This window comes from Tenacibaculum salmonis (assembly GCF_041053065.1).
Classification (GTDB): domain Bacteria; phylum Bacteroidota; class Bacteroidia; order Flavobacteriales; family Flavobacteriaceae; genus Polaribacter; species Polaribacter pacificus_A.
Genome location: NZ_JBFCVV010000001.1, coordinates 2,577,811 through 2,592,135, shown reverse-complemented (window position 1 = coordinate 2,592,135; position 14,325 = coordinate 2,577,811). Strand labels below are relative to the sequence as shown.

Genomic DNA, 14,325 nt, shown 5'->3' with positions numbered 1-14,325 from the left:
CTATTTTAATGATTTTCTGTTACTGTTACCTGTCTTCATTAAACCGTCATAACGACTATTTAATAAATACGAGTTAATTTGCTGTATAGTATCTATTGCAACTCCAACCATAATGATTAAAGATGTTCCTCCAAAAAACATTGCCCAGTTTTGAGTTACCCCAAACTTTACAATTATTGCTGGCAAAATAGATAAGGCTGCTAAAAATAAAGATCCTGGAAATGTTATCTTAGATAACACAGCGTCTAAATAATTTGCAGTTTCTTCTCCTGGTTTATAACCTGGAACGAAACCATTACTTCTCTTTAAGTCTTCAGCCATTTTATTTGTAGGGATTGTAATCGCCGTATAAAAATAACTAAATACAATAATCAAGATAGCAAATATAACGTTATACCACAATCCGAAGTTATCCGTTAAATTACTCAATGCTGGAAATTTCTGTCCTAAAGCTACTGGTAAAAACATAATAGCTTGTGCAAAAATAATTGGCATTACACCAGATGCATTCAATTTTAAAGGAATGTACTGGCGAGCACCGTCAACATCTTTAATATCAGTAACTGCTGTACGACGTGCGTATTGAACCGCAACTTTACGTACTGCTGTAACTAATAATACAGTTAACAAAATCACTACAAACCAAACTATTAATTCTATTAAAATCATCATAATACCTCCTGCTCCTGCTGTTTGTTTAGAAACTAGTTCTTGAATAAACGCAGACGGAAAATTAGCTAAAATACCTACTGTAATTAATAATGAAATTCCATTACCAACTCCTTTGTCTGTAATTCGCTCTCCTAACCACATTGCAAAAACTGTTCCTGCAGTTAAAAGAATAATTGATGACACCCAAAATGTAACTCCTGTTACTAAGAAAGCTTCTGGACCAAGACCCATTTGGTTTTGAATAATACCAATATAAGTTGGTGCTTGAAACAATGTAATAGCAATTGTTAACCATCTTGTAATTTGCGTAATTTTCTTACGCCCACTTTCTCCATCTTTTTGTAATTTTTGTAGATACGGTACCGCGATACCCATTAACTGAACTACAATAGAAGCAGAAATATAAGGCATTATACCAAGAGCCATTACTGACGCTCTAGCAAATGCCCCACCTGTAAATGCGTTTAATAAACCCAAAAGTCCACTTGAAGTACTGTCTTGCAATGCTGTTAACTGTGTAGGATCAATTCCAGGTAATGGAACTGCCGACATAAAACGGTATACAGCAATTAAACCAAAGGTTAAAAGTAATTTCTCTTTTAACTCTTCTATCTTCCAAATGTCTTTTAATGTATTTATAAAATTCATCATTTACAGTTGTTTTATAATGTAACTACCTCACCACCTGCAGCTTCAATAGCCGCTTTCGCTGTTGCAGTAAATTTATGTACGGTTATGTTTAATTTAGCTTTTAACTCACCATTTCCTAGTATTTTTACTAAGTCATTTTTACGAGCTAAACGATTTTCTACTAAAATCGCTAAAGTTACTGTATCTGAAATCTTTCCGTTTTCAACTAATTCTTGTAATTTCTCTAAATTTACACCAACATACTCTTTACGATTAATGTTTGTGAAACCAAATTTAGGTACACGTCTTTGAAGTGGCATCTGACCTCCTTCAAATCCTATTTTACGAGAATAACCAGAACGAGATTTCTGACCATTATGACCTCTTGTTGCAGTACCTCCTTTACCAGAACCTTCTCCACGTGCTATACGTTTACGGTTCTTTGTAGATCCTACTGCAGGTTTTAAGTTATGTAAACTCATATTATTATTGTCTTATTTAATTTCCTCTACAGAAACTAAGTGTGAAACTGTTTTTACCATTCCCAAAATTGGAGCTGTTGCATTGTGCTCTACAGTTTGGTTTAATTTACGTAAACCTAATGCCTCTAACGTTGCTTTTTGACTTTTAAGGCGACCAATTTTACTTCTTACTTGTGTAACTTTAATTTTACTCATCGTCTTAAATTTTAACCGTTAAAAACTTTCTCTAAAGAAATACCTCTTTGCTTAGCAATAGTTGCAGCATTACGTAATTGTAATAAAGCATCAAAAGTTGCTTTAACTACGTTGTGAGGATTTGATGACCCTTGAGATTTAGATAATACGTCTTTAACACCAACTGATTCCAATACTGAACGTACTGCACCACCGGCGATAACTCCTGTACCATGAGAAGCAGGCTTGATAAATACTTTCGCACCACCAAATCTACCTTTCTGTTCATGAGGTAAAGTTCCATCTAAAAGAGGAATGCGTACTAAACTTTTCTTTGCATCTTCAATCGCTTTAGCAATTGCAGAAGCAACATCTTTAGATTTACCTAATCCATGACCAACAACACCGTTACCATCTCCAACTATTACGATTGCAGAGAAACCAAATGCTCTACCCCCTTTAGTTACTTTAGTAACACGTTGTACACCTACTAATTTATCTACAAGCTCTAATCCGCTTGGTTTTACTCTTTCTACGTTTTTATATCCTAACATAATATAATTTCTTAAAATTTTAAACCAGCTTCTCTAGCAGCTTCAGCTAATACTTTAATTCTACCGTGGTATAAAAACCCATTTCTATCAAAAGAAATAGTTTCAAAACCTTTTGCAGCAGCTCTTTCAGCAATTGCTTTCCCTACTGCAGCAGCAGCTTCTGATTTAGAACCAGATGTAATTTCTTTATCTCTTGATGATGCAGATGCTAATGTTACACCAGTAACGTCATCAATTAATTGAGCATAAATTTCTTTGTTACTTCTGAAAACTGATAACCTAGGTTTAACAGCTGTTCCAGTAATAACTTTTCTAATTCTATACTTAATTCGTTGTCTTCTTTCAAGCTTTGATAATGCCATAATAATTTCTCTTATTTATTATGCAGATTTACCTGCTTTTCTTCTTAATATCTCTCCTACAAACTTAATCCCTTTCCCTTTATACGGCTCTGGAGCACGGAAAGAACGGATTTTAGCTGCAACTTGACCAACTAACTGCTTATCAAATGAAGATAACTTAACAATTGGGTTTTTACCCTTATCAGATACTGTTTCAACCTTTACTTCTGGAGCAATGTTTAAAACAATATTATGAGAAAAACCTAAAGCTAAGTCTAATTTTTGCCCTTGACTAGATGCTCTATAACCAACACCTACTAATTCTAATTCCTTAGTATAACCTTTAGAAACACCTTCAATCATGTTACTGATTAAAGAACGGTATAAACCGTGTGCTGCTCTATGATCTTTACTATCTGATGCTCTTTTAACTGTTAAAACACCATCTTCAATTTCTACAGTAATTTCAGATTTTAACTCTTGAGTTAATTCTCCTAATTTACCTTTAACTGTAACCACATTTCCGTCTACTTTAACTTCAACACCTTGTGGTAATGCGATTGGACTTTTTCCTATTCTACTCATTATACAAAGTGATTAATAAACGTAACATAATACTTCACCACCAACGTTTTCTTGTTTTGCTTTTTTGTTTGTCATAACACCTTTTGATGTTGAAACAATAGCAATACCTAACCCGTTTAATACTCTTGGCATCTCTTTAGAACCAACGTATTTACGTAAACCTGGTGTTGAAATTCTTTGAATTTTTCTGATTACTGACTCTTTCGTGTCACGATCATATTTTAAAGCTATCTTGATAGTTCCTTGAACTTTATCATCATTAAATTGATAACTTAAAACATAACCTTGATCGAACAAAATCTTCGTCATTTCCTTCTTCAATTTAGAAGCAGGAATCTCTACTACTCGATGATTTGCTGCAATAGCATTTCTTACTCGAGTAAGAAAATCCGCGATTGGATCTGTATACATAATTAATTAAATTTCGGTTTTGGTATTTAGTAATTTCTATTGTCCCTACGGATAAACCGTAACTACTAAACCTGAAACCAGTTAATATTTATTTTTTTTGCCTTTATGCCTACTAATAATCTTTTTTATAATAAAAATTATTATTTTTTATTATAAAGTTCTAATTAGCTCATAAAAAACAGATTGCAAATATACGTAAACATTTTGAAAATCAAAAGGTTTTATTCTATATCATTTTTTCATAAAAAAATAAACAATCTTATTGATATATAAATTTGATTGAAAAATATCTTTTTTAAACTCTTTTAACCTTTAAAGTAATATAATTTTGTATGTACATTTTTAGGTGAAAAAATTTATATTAATTTTTTTTTATATAAAAAACACTAATAAAAAATATTTTATAATTTTAAAGACTTAAAATTAACTAACATAAAAACTAATGAAACATCTAGAAAAACACCTTATTCTTAAAGAGAATGAAAATATTAACTTTTGTATTATATCTTTTAAAGATAAAACATATACTATTGTTAATGGAATATTAGGTCAAAAATCAACTATAGAAATAACTCATTTTGATGATAATAAAACAGCAGAAGAAACAATAAAACAACTTATTACTTCTAAGACAGCACAAGGATATAAAGAAGAAATACAACCTAATGATATTTCTGTGTTTTCTATCGCTATGGAAAATTTAAAAACTGAAGATGCAACTCAATTTGAAAATAGGCTTCTTACTTTAAAAAAATTGACAGGTATTTATTATACTGAAGACAAACATCCTTTTGTTCAATTTCTTGGGATAAAAATGAAAGATGAAAGTTTTGTTACTACACCTATATTAGATGAATATTTAAAAAAACACATTAATGAAGTTTCAACATCGGCATTAGTAGCTGTTGTTCAAATGACATTACAAAATATTTATTTTAATTTTAAAGCTACTGATTTTGCTGTGGAAGAAATTATCAAAAGAAAAGATATAAATGCTCAACTAGCTATTGTAGCCCAGTTTTTTGAAGCTTGTGAATATTATGACGCTGGACATCGTTTTTGGAGTAATACCAATCAAGATAAATTAATTGACAATCATTTTCCTAAATTTCAACCTGAAGCCTTATTAAAATTACTAGAAGAACTTCCTACAGATATGCTTAGTGGTGAAGATGGTGACGCTATGGAACTTCTTTTTATTCCTGCATTAAACAATACTGATAATCAAGAAATACAGCAAAATATCTTAATAATTCTAGAAACTTATAAAAAAGAATATGAAGAAGAAGGTTATGTAGAAGATGATTATTTTGAAGGATTATTTGAAGAAATATCAGATGATGCTTCTGATTATGTAATCAAAGGACTTGAACAAATAGAAGAACGTAAAAAAAAACTTACTTGAAAGTAATTAAAAATCTTATAAATAAAAAGGGGAGTACTATAAATAGTATTCCCCTTTTCTATAAATAAATTGATATTTCTACCAACTTGCTTTTTTAACACCTGGAATTAATCCATTGTTAGCCATTTCACGGAAAGTAACACGTGAAACACCGAACTGACGCATATATCCTTTTGGACGACCTGTTAATTTACAACGATTGTGCATTCTAACTGGTGATGCATTCTTTGGTAATTTTTGTAACGCTTCATAGTCTCCAGCTTCTTTTAAAGCTTTTCTCTTTTCAGCATACTTTGCTACCGTTTTAGCTCTTTTACGCTCACGCGCTTTCATTGATTCTTTAGCCATCTTCTAGTTCTTTTTAAATGGTAAACCTAATTCAGTTAATAAAGACTTCGCTTCTTTATCAGTGTTTGCAGATGTTACAAAAGTAATATCCATTCCACTAATCTTTTTTACTTGATCAATATTAATTTCAGGGTAGATGATTTGTTCAGTAATTCCTAAGTTGTAATTACCTCTACCATCAAAACCGTTAGCTTTAATTCCGTTAAAATCTCTTACACGTGGTAAAGAAGCTGTAACTAATCTGTCTAAAAATTCGTACATTTTAACTCCTCTTAACGTAACTTTAGCACCAATTGGCATACCTTTACGTAATTTGAAGTTTGCAACATCCTTCTTAGAGATAGTTGAAACTGCTTTTTGACCTGTAATAGTTGTTAACTCGTCAATAGCGTATTCTATTAATTTCTTATCTGCTATAGCTGCACCAACACCTTTATTTACAACAATCTTTTGTAATTTAGGTACTTGCATTACATTACTATAACCGAATTCCTCAGTAAGAGCTTTTATAACTCTGCTCTTGTACTCCTCTTTTAATCTTGGTACGTAACTCATTGTTATATTGCTTTATCCGATTTTTTTGAAAATCTAATTTTCTTACCTTCTTCTACTTTATAACCAACTTTTACAGCTTCACCGTTTTCGATTAAAGCTAAGTTAGATATGTGTAAAGAAGCTTCCTTTTTTACAATTCCTCCTTGAGGATTAGCTGCAGATGGCTTAGTGTGTTTAGACACCATGTTAACACCTTCTACTAATACTCTATCCTTATCTCTAAGGATTTGTAAAACTTTACCTTCCGACCCTTTGTGATCTCCTGCTAATACTTTAACAGTATCACCTGATTTTATTTTGAACTTCTTCATCTTAATGTCGATTTAAAGCACTTCAGGTGCTAATGATACTATCTTCATAAATTGCTTATCACGTAATTCACGGGCAACAGGACCAAATACACGTGTTCCTCTCATCTCCTCAGTAGGATTTAAAAGTACACAAGCATTATCATCAAATCTGATATATGACCCGTCTTTACGTCTAATCTCTTTTTTAGTACGAACAACAACAGCACGAGATACTTGACCTTTCTTTACACTTCCATTTGGAGTTGTAGACTTGATTGTAACAACAATCTTATCACCAACACTAGCGTAACGCTTTCTTGTTCCTCCTAATACTCTAATCACTAAAACTTCTTTTGCTCCAGTGTTATCTGCGACTCTTAATCTTGATTCTGTCTGTAACATATTATTTAGCTCTATCTAGGATTTCTACTAATCTCCAACGTTTAGATTTACTCATAGGACGTGTTTCCATTATCCTAACTGTATCTCCTTCGTTGCAATCGTTATTCTCGTCATGTGCAACGTACTTTTTCGTCTTTAATACGAACTTACCGTACATTGGGTGCTTAGTTCTTTTTACCTCATTAACAACAATAGATTTCTCCATTTTGCTACTAGATACTACACCTATTCTCTCTTTTCTAAGATTTCTTTTCTCCATCTTTAAAACTGACTAGAATTATTGTAATTCTCTTTTAGTTAACTCTGTAGCAATTCTTGCTACAGTTTTTCTTAAGCTTTTAATCTGCATTGGGTTTTCCAATGGAGTTATGGCGTGAGCCATCTTAAGATCCGTATAATTTTTCTTTAACGTCACTGATCTTCCTTGTAGGTCGATAGTAGTTAATTCTTTAATTGCTGATTGTTTCATTGTATATAGAATTAAGCGTTAAAATCAAAATCTCTTGCAATAACAAATCTCGTTTTAACAGGAAGTTTCTGTGCAGCTAAACGTAAAGCTTCTTTTGCTACATTCAATGGCACTCCACCAATTTCAAACAAAATTCTACCTGGTTTAATTACTGAAACAAAATGATCTGGTGCTCCTTTACCCTTACCCATACGAACCTCTAAAGGTTTTTTCGTAATAGGCTTGTCTGGAAATATTTTAATCCAAAGCTGTCCTTCTCTCTTCATATGACGAGTTGCTGCAATACGAGCTGCCTCTATTTGACGAGATGTAAGTAAGTTCTGATCTAATGATTTGATACCAAACGTTCCGTTAGAAAGTTGAGCACCTCTACCAGAGTTACCCTTCATATTTCCTTTCGCCTTCTGTACCTTACGGTATTTTACTCTTTTTGGCTGTAACATTTTTAATTTCTAATTTTAAAAATTATTTTCTTCTGCGAGGTTGTTGACGTTTAGCATTACCGCCACCTTTATTAGCACCACCTTTTTGCTTAGATAGTCCTGCTAATGGAGATAATTCACGTTTTCCATATACCTCACCTTTCATGATCCATACCTTAATACCTAACCTTCCGTATTGTGTATGTGCCTCAACAAGTGCATAATCGATATCTGCTCTAAAAGTAGAAAGAGGAATTCTTCCTTCTTTATAATGCTCAGAACGTGCCATTTCTGCTCCATTTAAACGACCAGAAATTTGGATTTTAATCCCTTCTGAATTCATTCTCATTGCAGCTGTTATAGCCATTTTCGTAGCACGCTTGTAAGAAATTCTATTTTCAATTTGACGAGCAACACTAGCTGCTACTAAATTAGCATCTAATTCTGGACGCTTAATTTCAAAAATATTAATTTGAACTTCTTTTCCTGTAATTTTCTTAAGCTCTTCTTTTAACTTGTCTACCTCTTGTCCACCTTTTCCGATAATAATACCAGGTCTTGCAGTAGTGATAGTAACGGTTACAAGTTTAAGTGTGCGCTCAATAATAATTCTTGATACACTTGCTTTAAATAAACGAGCACTTACATACTCTCTTATTTTATAGTCTTCAGCTAATTTATCTCCGTAGTCATTTCCACCATACCAGTTAGATTCCCATCCTCTGATAATTCCTAAACGATTTCCTATTGGATTTGTTTTTTGTCCCATTTCTACTTTGATTAATTGCTTTTAATTTTAGTACCTAACTCTAAAGTAACGTGATTAGAACGCTTACGAATTCTATGAGCACGCCCTTGTGGAGCTGGTCTTAATCTTTTTAACATACCTGCGCTATCTACACAAATAGTTTTCACAAATAGTCCAGCATCTTCGATACTAGCATCTTCATTTTTAGCTTGCCAGTTTGCAATTGCAGACAATAACAATTTCTCTAAATTAGTAGCTGCTTCTTTTGAACTAAATTTTAAAATTTGTAAAGCTTTCTCAACCTCTACTCCTCTTACTAGATCTGCGACTAAGCGCATCTTTCTTGGTGATGTAGGACAATTAGTTATTTTAGCGAAAGCTTTTGACTTTCTTGCTTCTTTTAACTGTGTTGCCATGTTATGTTTACGACTTCCCATAATTTCCTACTATTTTTTTCCTTTATTTTTTGCACCAGCGTGCCCTCTAAAAGAACGTGTTGGTGAAAATTCGCCTAATTTATGACCTACCATGTTTTCAGTAACGTAAACTGGTACAAACTGACGTCCATTATGAACGGCAATTGTTTGCCCAACGAAATCTGGAGTAATCATACTTGCTCTTGACCAAGTTTTGATAACTGAAGTACTCTCAGTTTCAACGTTAGCTAAAACTTTTTTCTCTAATTTATAGTGAACGAAAGGTCCTTTTTTTAATGATCTTGCCATGGTTTATTTCTTTCTACGTTCTATAATATACTTATTACTAGCTTTAGTTTTAGATCGAGTCTTAAATCCTTTAGCTGGAATACCGTTTCTTGATCTTGGATGTCCTCCTGAAGAACGTCCTTCACCACCACCCATTGGGTGATCAACTGGATTCATACGTACAGCGTTAACTCTTGGTCTTCTACCTAACCATCTAGATCTACCAGCTTTACCAGAAACTAGTAATTGGTGATCTGAATTAGATACAACCCCGATAGTTGCCATACAAGTTAACAAGATTAATCTTGTTTCACCTGAAGGTAACTTAACTGTTGCGTATTTACCATCTCTTGCCATTAATTGAGCAAATGATCCAGCAGAACGAGCCATAACAGCTCCTTGACCTGGGTGTAACTCAATACAAGAAATTGTAGTTCCTAAAGGAATTTCACTTAAATATAAAGCATTTCCAACTTCTGGAGCTAAATTTTTACCTGAAACGATTATCTGACCTACTTTTAAACCGTTTTGTGCAATTACATAACGCTTTTCTCCATCAGCATAACTAAGTAATGCAATAAATGCAGTACGATTTGGATCGTACTCTATAGTTTTTACTGTTGCAGGGATACCATGCTTATCTTTCTTGAAATCGATAATACGATATTTTTGTTTATGACCACCACCGATATTACGTGTTGTCATTCTACCCTGATTGTTTCGACCTCCAGATCGTTTTTTCGGAGCTAATAAAGATTTCTCCGGCTTATCAGTTGTTATGGTGTCGAACCCATTTACAACTCTAAAACGCTGACCTGGTGTTATTGGTTTTAATTTTCTAACTGACATTTTGTCTTTTCTTAAAGATTGTTATAAAAATCAATAGCATGTCCTTCAGATAACTGAACGATTGCTTTTTTGTACCCACTTGTTATCCCTGTTACTAAACCTTTTTTGGTGTGTTTAGTATTTCTTTTAATAGGATAATTCATAGTTTTAACAGACTTAATTGCTACACCATAAGTTGCTGCAACAGCACTTCTGATTTCCAATTTATTAGCCTTACTGTTTACAACAAATGCATAACGATTATTAACTTCGCTATCCTTAGTTGCTTTTTCCGTAATAATAGGTTTTATTAAAATACTCATATCTTTCCTATTTACTTAAATTAGATTCAATTCCTTCTAAAACACTTTCAGAAATAATTACTTTATTAGCGTTTAAAACACTGTAAGTATTAACTCCTGTCGCATTTACAACTTTAGTTCCTTTTAAGTTACGAGAAGATAAATAAACATTATTATTTTCTTCACCTAAAACGAATAAAGACTTTTTAGAGTCTAAATCTAAAGCTTTTAAAACATTGATAAATTCTTTAGTTTTTGGAGACTCAAAATTGAAATCTTCAACAACAACTAAATTACTATCTTTTACTTGAATACTTAAAGCAGACTTACGTGCTAAACGCTTTAAGTTTTTATTCAACTTGAAAGAATAACTTCTTGGTCTTGGTCCAAACATACGTCCACCACCTCTGAAAACTCCAGATTTGATAGAACCAGCACGTGCAGTACCTGTTCCTTTTTGTTTCTTAATCTTTCTTGTACTACCTGCAATCTCAGCTCTTTCTTTAGCTTTATGAGTACCTTGTCTTTGATTAGCTAAGTACTGCTTTACATCTAAATAAATTGCATGATCATTTGGCTCTATACCGAATACCTCGTTAGAAAGTTCAACTTTTCTACCAGTATCTTTTCCTGTAATATCTAAAACTGCTACTTTCATTATTTTTCGATAGTTACAAAAGCATTTTTGTGACCAGGAATTGCTCCCTTAACTACGATAAGATTCTTATCAGCAACCACTTTTAATACTTTTAAATTTTGAACTTTTACTTTGTCTCCACCCATACGACCTGCCATTCGCATTCCTTTGAATACTCTTGCAGGATATGATGCAGCACCAATAGAACCAGGAGCTCTTAAACGGTTATGCTGACCGTGAGTTGCTTGACCAACACCGGCAAAACCATGACGTTTAACAACACCTTGAAAACCTTTACCTTTTGAAACTCCAGAAACATCTACGAATTCTCCTTCAGTAAAGTAATCAACGCTAATTGAATCACCTAATTTATACTCTCCATCAAAACCTTGAAATTCAATGACTTTTTTCTTAGCAGATGTACCAGCTTTTGTAAAGTGTCCATCTAAAGCTTTATTAGAGCTTTTTGCTTTTTTGTCATCGAAACCTAGTTGTAACGCACTATAGCCGTCAACCTCTTCAGTTCTGACTTGGGTAACCACGCATGGCCCTGCTTCGATTACTGTACAAGGAATATTCTTCCCGTTTTCGTCGAATAAGCTGGTCATACCTACTTTTCTACCTATTAACCCAGACATATTTGTTAATTTTAAGACGATAGATTTAATTTATATATCCAGCGCGTCTATTAATAATAATTATTTGAAACGAATGTTTCATTTTTTCCTTTTAAGTTTGGAGCAAAAAAAAGAGCCGAAAAAACACCTTCGCTCTGAATTTGTTTTTACCATCTTTCCCTTGCGAAACCCTCAGGACATGTTATACTCTGATTAAAAACAGAATACATACACCTCAGAACATTAATTCTGGTGTGCAAAAGTATAAAAAACTTTCGGTTTAAAAAAATTAAACCGAAAGTTAGTAATATACTTAAACTTTAATTTCAACTTCAACTCCACTAGGTAACTCAAGTTTCATTAAAGCATCAATAGTCTTAGAAGAAGAACTATAGATGTCTAATAATCTTTTGTAAGCAGATAATTGAAATTGCTCTCTAGATTTTTTGTTTACGTGTGGTGAACGTAATACAGTAAAAATCTTTTTATTTGTTGGTAAAGGAATAGGACCGTTTACTACAGCTCCAGTAGCCTTTACAGTCTTTACGATTTTTTCAGCAGATTTATCTACTAAGTTATAATCGTAAGATTTTAATTTAATTCTAATTTTTTGGCTCATCTTAATTTCTTATTAACCTTTAGATTTTGCTATTACATCTTCAGAAACATTCGAAGGAGTTTCTGTATAATGAGAAAATTCCATTGTAGAAGTTGCTCTACCAGAAGACATAGTTCTTAAAGCAGTAACATATCCGAACATTTCAGATAAAGGCACTAAAGCTTTTACAACTTTGGCACCAGCACGATCACTCATATCGTTAACCTGTCCTCTTCTTCTATTTAAATCTCCTACGATATCTCCCATGTTTTCTTCAGGAGTCAATACCTCTACCTTCATTAATGGCTCCATAATTCTGGCTTTAGCAGCTTTAGCAGCAGCTTTATACCCCATTTTTGCAGCTAACTCAAAAGATAATGCATCAGAATCCACAGGGTGGAAAGATCCATCTCTTAAAGTTACTTTCATTGAATCCATTTCGTATCCTGCTAAAGGACCGTTCTTCATTGCTTCTTTGAATCCTTTCTCTACAGAAGGAACAAATTCTTTAGGAACGTTTCCACCTTTAATTACAGATTCAAATTGTAAACCTTGAACACCTTCATCTGCTGGCTCCATAGTAAATGCAATATCAGCAAACTTACCACGACCACCTGATTGTTTCTTATAAACCTCTCTGTGTTCTGCGGAAGCAGTAATAGCTTCTTTGTATTCTACTTGTGGCTGACCTTCGTTAACTTCTACCTTGAATTCACGCTTTAAACGATCAACAATAATATCTAAGTGTAACTCACCCATTCCAGAAATAATAGTCTGTCCAGAAGCTTCATCAGTTCTAACAGTAAATGTAGGATCTTCTTCAGCTAATTTTGCTAAAGCCATTCCTAATTTATCTACATCTGCTTTAGTTTTAGGCTCAACCGCGATTCCAATTACTGGATCTGGAAAGTCCATAGATTCTAAAACAATAGGATGCTTTTCATCAGATAAAGTATCTCCTGTTTTAATCGACTTAAATCCAACAGCTGCACCGATATCCCCTGCTTCAATGTAAGGAATAGCGTTTTGCTTGTTAGCGTGCATTTGGTAGATACGAGAAATACGTTCTTTTTTACCTGAACGATTATTTAAAACATAAGAACCTGCATCTAAACGTCCAGAATAAGCTCTAAAAAATGCTAAACGACCTACGAAAGGATCTGTAGCAATTTTAAATGCTAAAGCAGCAAAAGGCTCTTTTACATCTGGCTTTCTTCTTTCTTCTACATTAGTATCAGGATTTGTTCCGATAACAGCTTCCTTATCCAAAGGAGAAGGTAAATAACGACATACAGCATCTAATAAGAACTGAACACCTTTATTTTTAAATGCTGATCCACAAATCATAGGAATGATAGCCATATCCATTACAGCAGCACGAAGTGCAGCATGCACTTCTTCCTCAGTAATTGAATCTTCATCTTCCATGAACTTCTCTAAAAGATTTTCATCGTAACTTGCAACCTCTTCAATAAGTTTCCCTCTTAATTCAGCAGCTTCCTCTTTTAAATCTTCTGGAATATCAACGATATCAAAAGTAGCTCCTTGTGTAGCATCATGCCATATAATAGCACGGTTCTTCACTAAATCTACAATACCTTTAAACTCATCCTCATCACCAATGTTCATAACAATTGGCACTGCATTTGACTTTAACATATCCTTTACTTGCTGACAAACAGCCATAAAGTTAGATCCTTGACGGTCCATTTTGTTAACAAACCCAATACGAGGTACTTTATAGTTATCTGCAAGTCTCCAGTTAGTTTCTGATTGAGGCTCAACACCATCAACAGCACTAAATAAGAAAACTAATCCATCAAGAACTCTTAATGAACGATTTACCTCTACAGTAAAATCAACGTGACCAGGAGTATCAATAATATTAAAGTGATATCCTTTAGTATCATCAGTAGCTTCACCATTGTTTAATGGAAACTTCCACTCACAAGTAGTAGCAGCAGAAGTAATTGTAATACCTCTTTCTTGCTCTTGCTCCATCCAGTCCATAGTTGCGGCACCATCATGTACCTCACCTATTTTATGACTAACACCTGTATAATACAATACACGCTCTGTAGTAGTAGTTTTACCCGCATCAATATGTGCAGCAATACCAATATTCCTAGTGAATTTTAAATTTCTAGCCAT

At 33.4% G+C, this 14,325-nt stretch carries 24 protein-coding genes; 1 reads left to right on the top strand and 23 read right to left on the bottom strand.

Going from position 1 to position 14,325, the window contains the following annotated elements; genetic code table 11:
• From secY to rpsH, 7 genes are read right to left on the bottom strand one after another with little or no spacing between them, the layout of a single operon-like run.
• A complete protein-coding gene (gene secY / locus AB0T67_RS11435) occupies positions 1-1,320 on the bottom strand; it encodes a preprotein translocase subunit SecY (RefSeq protein WP_271232156.1) in 1,320 nt (439 codons plus the stop codon).
• Positions 1,321-1,334: 14 nt separating this feature from the next.
• The gene (rplO, locus tag AB0T67_RS11430) at positions 1,335-1,784 is read right to left on the bottom strand and encodes a 50S ribosomal protein L15 (RefSeq protein ID WP_271230445.1); all 450 of its coding nucleotides are present in this window, start codon (positions 1,782-1,784) and stop codon (positions 1,335-1,337) included.
• A gap of 12 nt (positions 1,785-1,796) precedes the next feature.
• Entirely contained in the window at positions 1,797-1,979 is a 183-nt protein-coding gene (gene rpmD, locus AB0T67_RS11425) for a 50S ribosomal protein L30 (RefSeq protein ID WP_271230446.1), read from the bottom strand.
• 11 nt (positions 1,980-1,990) lie between these two features.
• Positions 1,991-2,512 carry a 30S ribosomal protein S5 gene (gene rpsE / locus AB0T67_RS11420; protein ID WP_455432248.1) on the bottom strand — a complete coding sequence of 174 codons (522 nt, stop codon included), beginning with the start codon at positions 2,510-2,512 and terminating at the stop codon, positions 1,991-1,993.
• 11 nt (positions 2,513-2,523) lie between these two features.
• Positions 2,524-2,874, bottom strand: coding sequence for a 50S ribosomal protein L18 (gene rplR, locus AB0T67_RS11415; RefSeq protein WP_271230447.1), 351 nt, complete (start codon positions 2,872-2,874; stop codon positions 2,524-2,526).
• Positions 2,875-2,892: 18 nt separating this feature from the next.
• Positions 2,893-3,438, bottom strand: a complete 546-nt coding sequence (rplF, locus tag AB0T67_RS11410) for a 50S ribosomal protein L6 (protein ID WP_369220396.1) — start codon at positions 3,436-3,438, stop codon at positions 2,893-2,895.
• A gap of 12 nt (positions 3,439-3,450) precedes the next feature.
• Positions 3,451-3,849, bottom strand: a complete 399-nt coding sequence (gene rpsH / locus AB0T67_RS11405; protein ID WP_028887461.1) for a 30S ribosomal protein S8 — start codon at positions 3,847-3,849, stop codon at positions 3,451-3,453.
• Positions 3,850-4,291: 442 nt separating this feature from the next.
• Here rpsH and AB0T67_RS11400 point away from each other — a divergent pair, with 442 nt between their 5' ends.
• Complete coding sequence (locus tag AB0T67_RS11400; protein WP_369220395.1) at positions 4,292-5,254, top strand: WGR domain-containing protein; 963 nt, start codon at positions 4,292-4,294, stop codon at positions 5,252-5,254.
• 78 nt (positions 5,255-5,332) lie between these two features.
• On the opposite strand, the gene rpsN is transcribed toward AB0T67_RS11400, so the two are convergent.
• From rpsN to fusA, 16 genes are all read right to left on the bottom strand, one after another.
• On the bottom strand, positions 5,333-5,602 hold the full coding sequence (rpsN, locus tag AB0T67_RS11395; protein ID WP_271230450.1) for a 30S ribosomal protein S14: 270 nt from the start codon (positions 5,600-5,602) through the stop codon (positions 5,333-5,335).
• Between the two features lie 3 nt (positions 5,603-5,605).
• The gene (rplE, locus tag AB0T67_RS11390) at positions 5,606-6,157 is read right to left on the bottom strand and encodes a 50S ribosomal protein L5 (protein WP_058885425.1); all 552 of its coding nucleotides are present in this window, start codon (positions 6,155-6,157) and stop codon (positions 5,606-5,608) included.
• Between the two features lie 2 nt (positions 6,158-6,159).
• Positions 6,160-6,468: a 50S ribosomal protein L24 gene (gene rplX, locus AB0T67_RS11385; RefSeq protein WP_058885426.1), complete on the bottom strand. Its 309-nt coding sequence runs from the start codon at positions 6,466-6,468 to the stop codon at positions 6,160-6,162.
• A gap of 12 nt (positions 6,469-6,480) precedes the next feature.
• Positions 6,481-6,849 carry a 50S ribosomal protein L14 gene (gene rplN, locus AB0T67_RS11380; RefSeq protein ID WP_058885427.1) on the bottom strand — a complete coding sequence of 123 codons (369 nt, stop codon included), beginning with the start codon at positions 6,847-6,849 and terminating at the stop codon, positions 6,481-6,483.
• Between the two features lies 1 nt (position 6,850).
• Positions 6,851-7,108 (bottom strand): 30S ribosomal protein S17, encoded by a 258-nt coding sequence (rpsQ, locus tag AB0T67_RS11375; RefSeq protein WP_058885428.1) that lies wholly within the window; start codon positions 7,106-7,108, stop codon positions 6,851-6,853.
• Between the two features lie 18 nt (positions 7,109-7,126).
• Positions 7,127-7,318: a 50S ribosomal protein L29 gene (rpmC, locus tag AB0T67_RS11370; protein WP_369220394.1), complete on the bottom strand. Its 192-nt coding sequence runs from the start codon at positions 7,316-7,318 to the stop codon at positions 7,127-7,129.
• A gap of 11 nt (positions 7,319-7,329) precedes the next feature.
• Positions 7,330-7,761, bottom strand: a complete 432-nt coding sequence (rplP, locus tag AB0T67_RS11365; protein WP_369220393.1) for a 50S ribosomal protein L16 — start codon at positions 7,759-7,761, stop codon at positions 7,330-7,332.
• Positions 7,762-7,783: 22 nt separating this feature from the next.
• Positions 7,784-8,509 carry a 30S ribosomal protein S3 gene (rpsC, locus tag AB0T67_RS11360; protein ID WP_101916656.1) on the bottom strand — a complete coding sequence of 242 codons (726 nt, stop codon included), beginning with the start codon at positions 8,507-8,509 and terminating at the stop codon, positions 7,784-7,786.
• A gap of 11 nt (positions 8,510-8,520) precedes the next feature.
• Positions 8,521-8,925: a 50S ribosomal protein L22 gene (rplV, locus tag AB0T67_RS11355; protein ID WP_058885432.1), complete on the bottom strand. Its 405-nt coding sequence runs from the start codon at positions 8,923-8,925 to the stop codon at positions 8,521-8,523.
• A 9-nt stretch (positions 8,926-8,934) separates the two neighbouring features.
• A complete protein-coding gene (rpsS, locus tag AB0T67_RS11350) occupies positions 8,935-9,213 on the bottom strand; it encodes a 30S ribosomal protein S19 (protein WP_101914885.1) in 279 nt (92 codons plus the stop codon).
• A gap of 3 nt (positions 9,214-9,216) precedes the next feature.
• On the bottom strand, positions 9,217-10,041 hold the full coding sequence (gene rplB, locus AB0T67_RS11345) for a 50S ribosomal protein L2 (RefSeq protein WP_369220392.1): 825 nt from the start codon (positions 10,039-10,041) through the stop codon (positions 9,217-9,219).
• Between the two features lie 11 nt (positions 10,042-10,052).
• Positions 10,053-10,343 carry a 50S ribosomal protein L23 gene (gene rplW, locus AB0T67_RS11340; RefSeq protein WP_271230453.1) on the bottom strand — a complete coding sequence of 97 codons (291 nt, stop codon included), beginning with the start codon at positions 10,341-10,343 and terminating at the stop codon, positions 10,053-10,055.
• Between the two features lie 7 nt (positions 10,344-10,350).
• Positions 10,351-10,980 (bottom strand): 50S ribosomal protein L4, encoded by a 630-nt coding sequence (gene rplD, locus AB0T67_RS11335; protein WP_369220391.1) that lies wholly within the window; start codon positions 10,978-10,980, stop codon positions 10,351-10,353.
• Positions 10,980-11,597, bottom strand: a complete 618-nt coding sequence (gene rplC / locus AB0T67_RS11330; RefSeq protein ID WP_369220390.1) for a 50S ribosomal protein L3 — start codon at positions 11,595-11,597, stop codon at positions 10,980-10,982. The genes rplD and rplC overlap by 1 nt, the downstream gene beginning before the upstream one ends.
• Positions 11,598-11,889: 292 nt before the next feature.
• A complete protein-coding gene (rpsJ, locus tag AB0T67_RS11325) occupies positions 11,890-12,195 on the bottom strand; it encodes a 30S ribosomal protein S10 (RefSeq protein ID WP_058885438.1) in 306 nt (101 codons plus the stop codon).
• Positions 12,196-12,207: 12 nt separating this feature from the next.
• Positions 12,208-14,325, bottom strand: a complete 2,118-nt coding sequence (gene fusA, locus AB0T67_RS11320; RefSeq protein ID WP_369220389.1) for an elongation factor G — start codon at positions 14,323-14,325, stop codon at positions 12,208-12,210.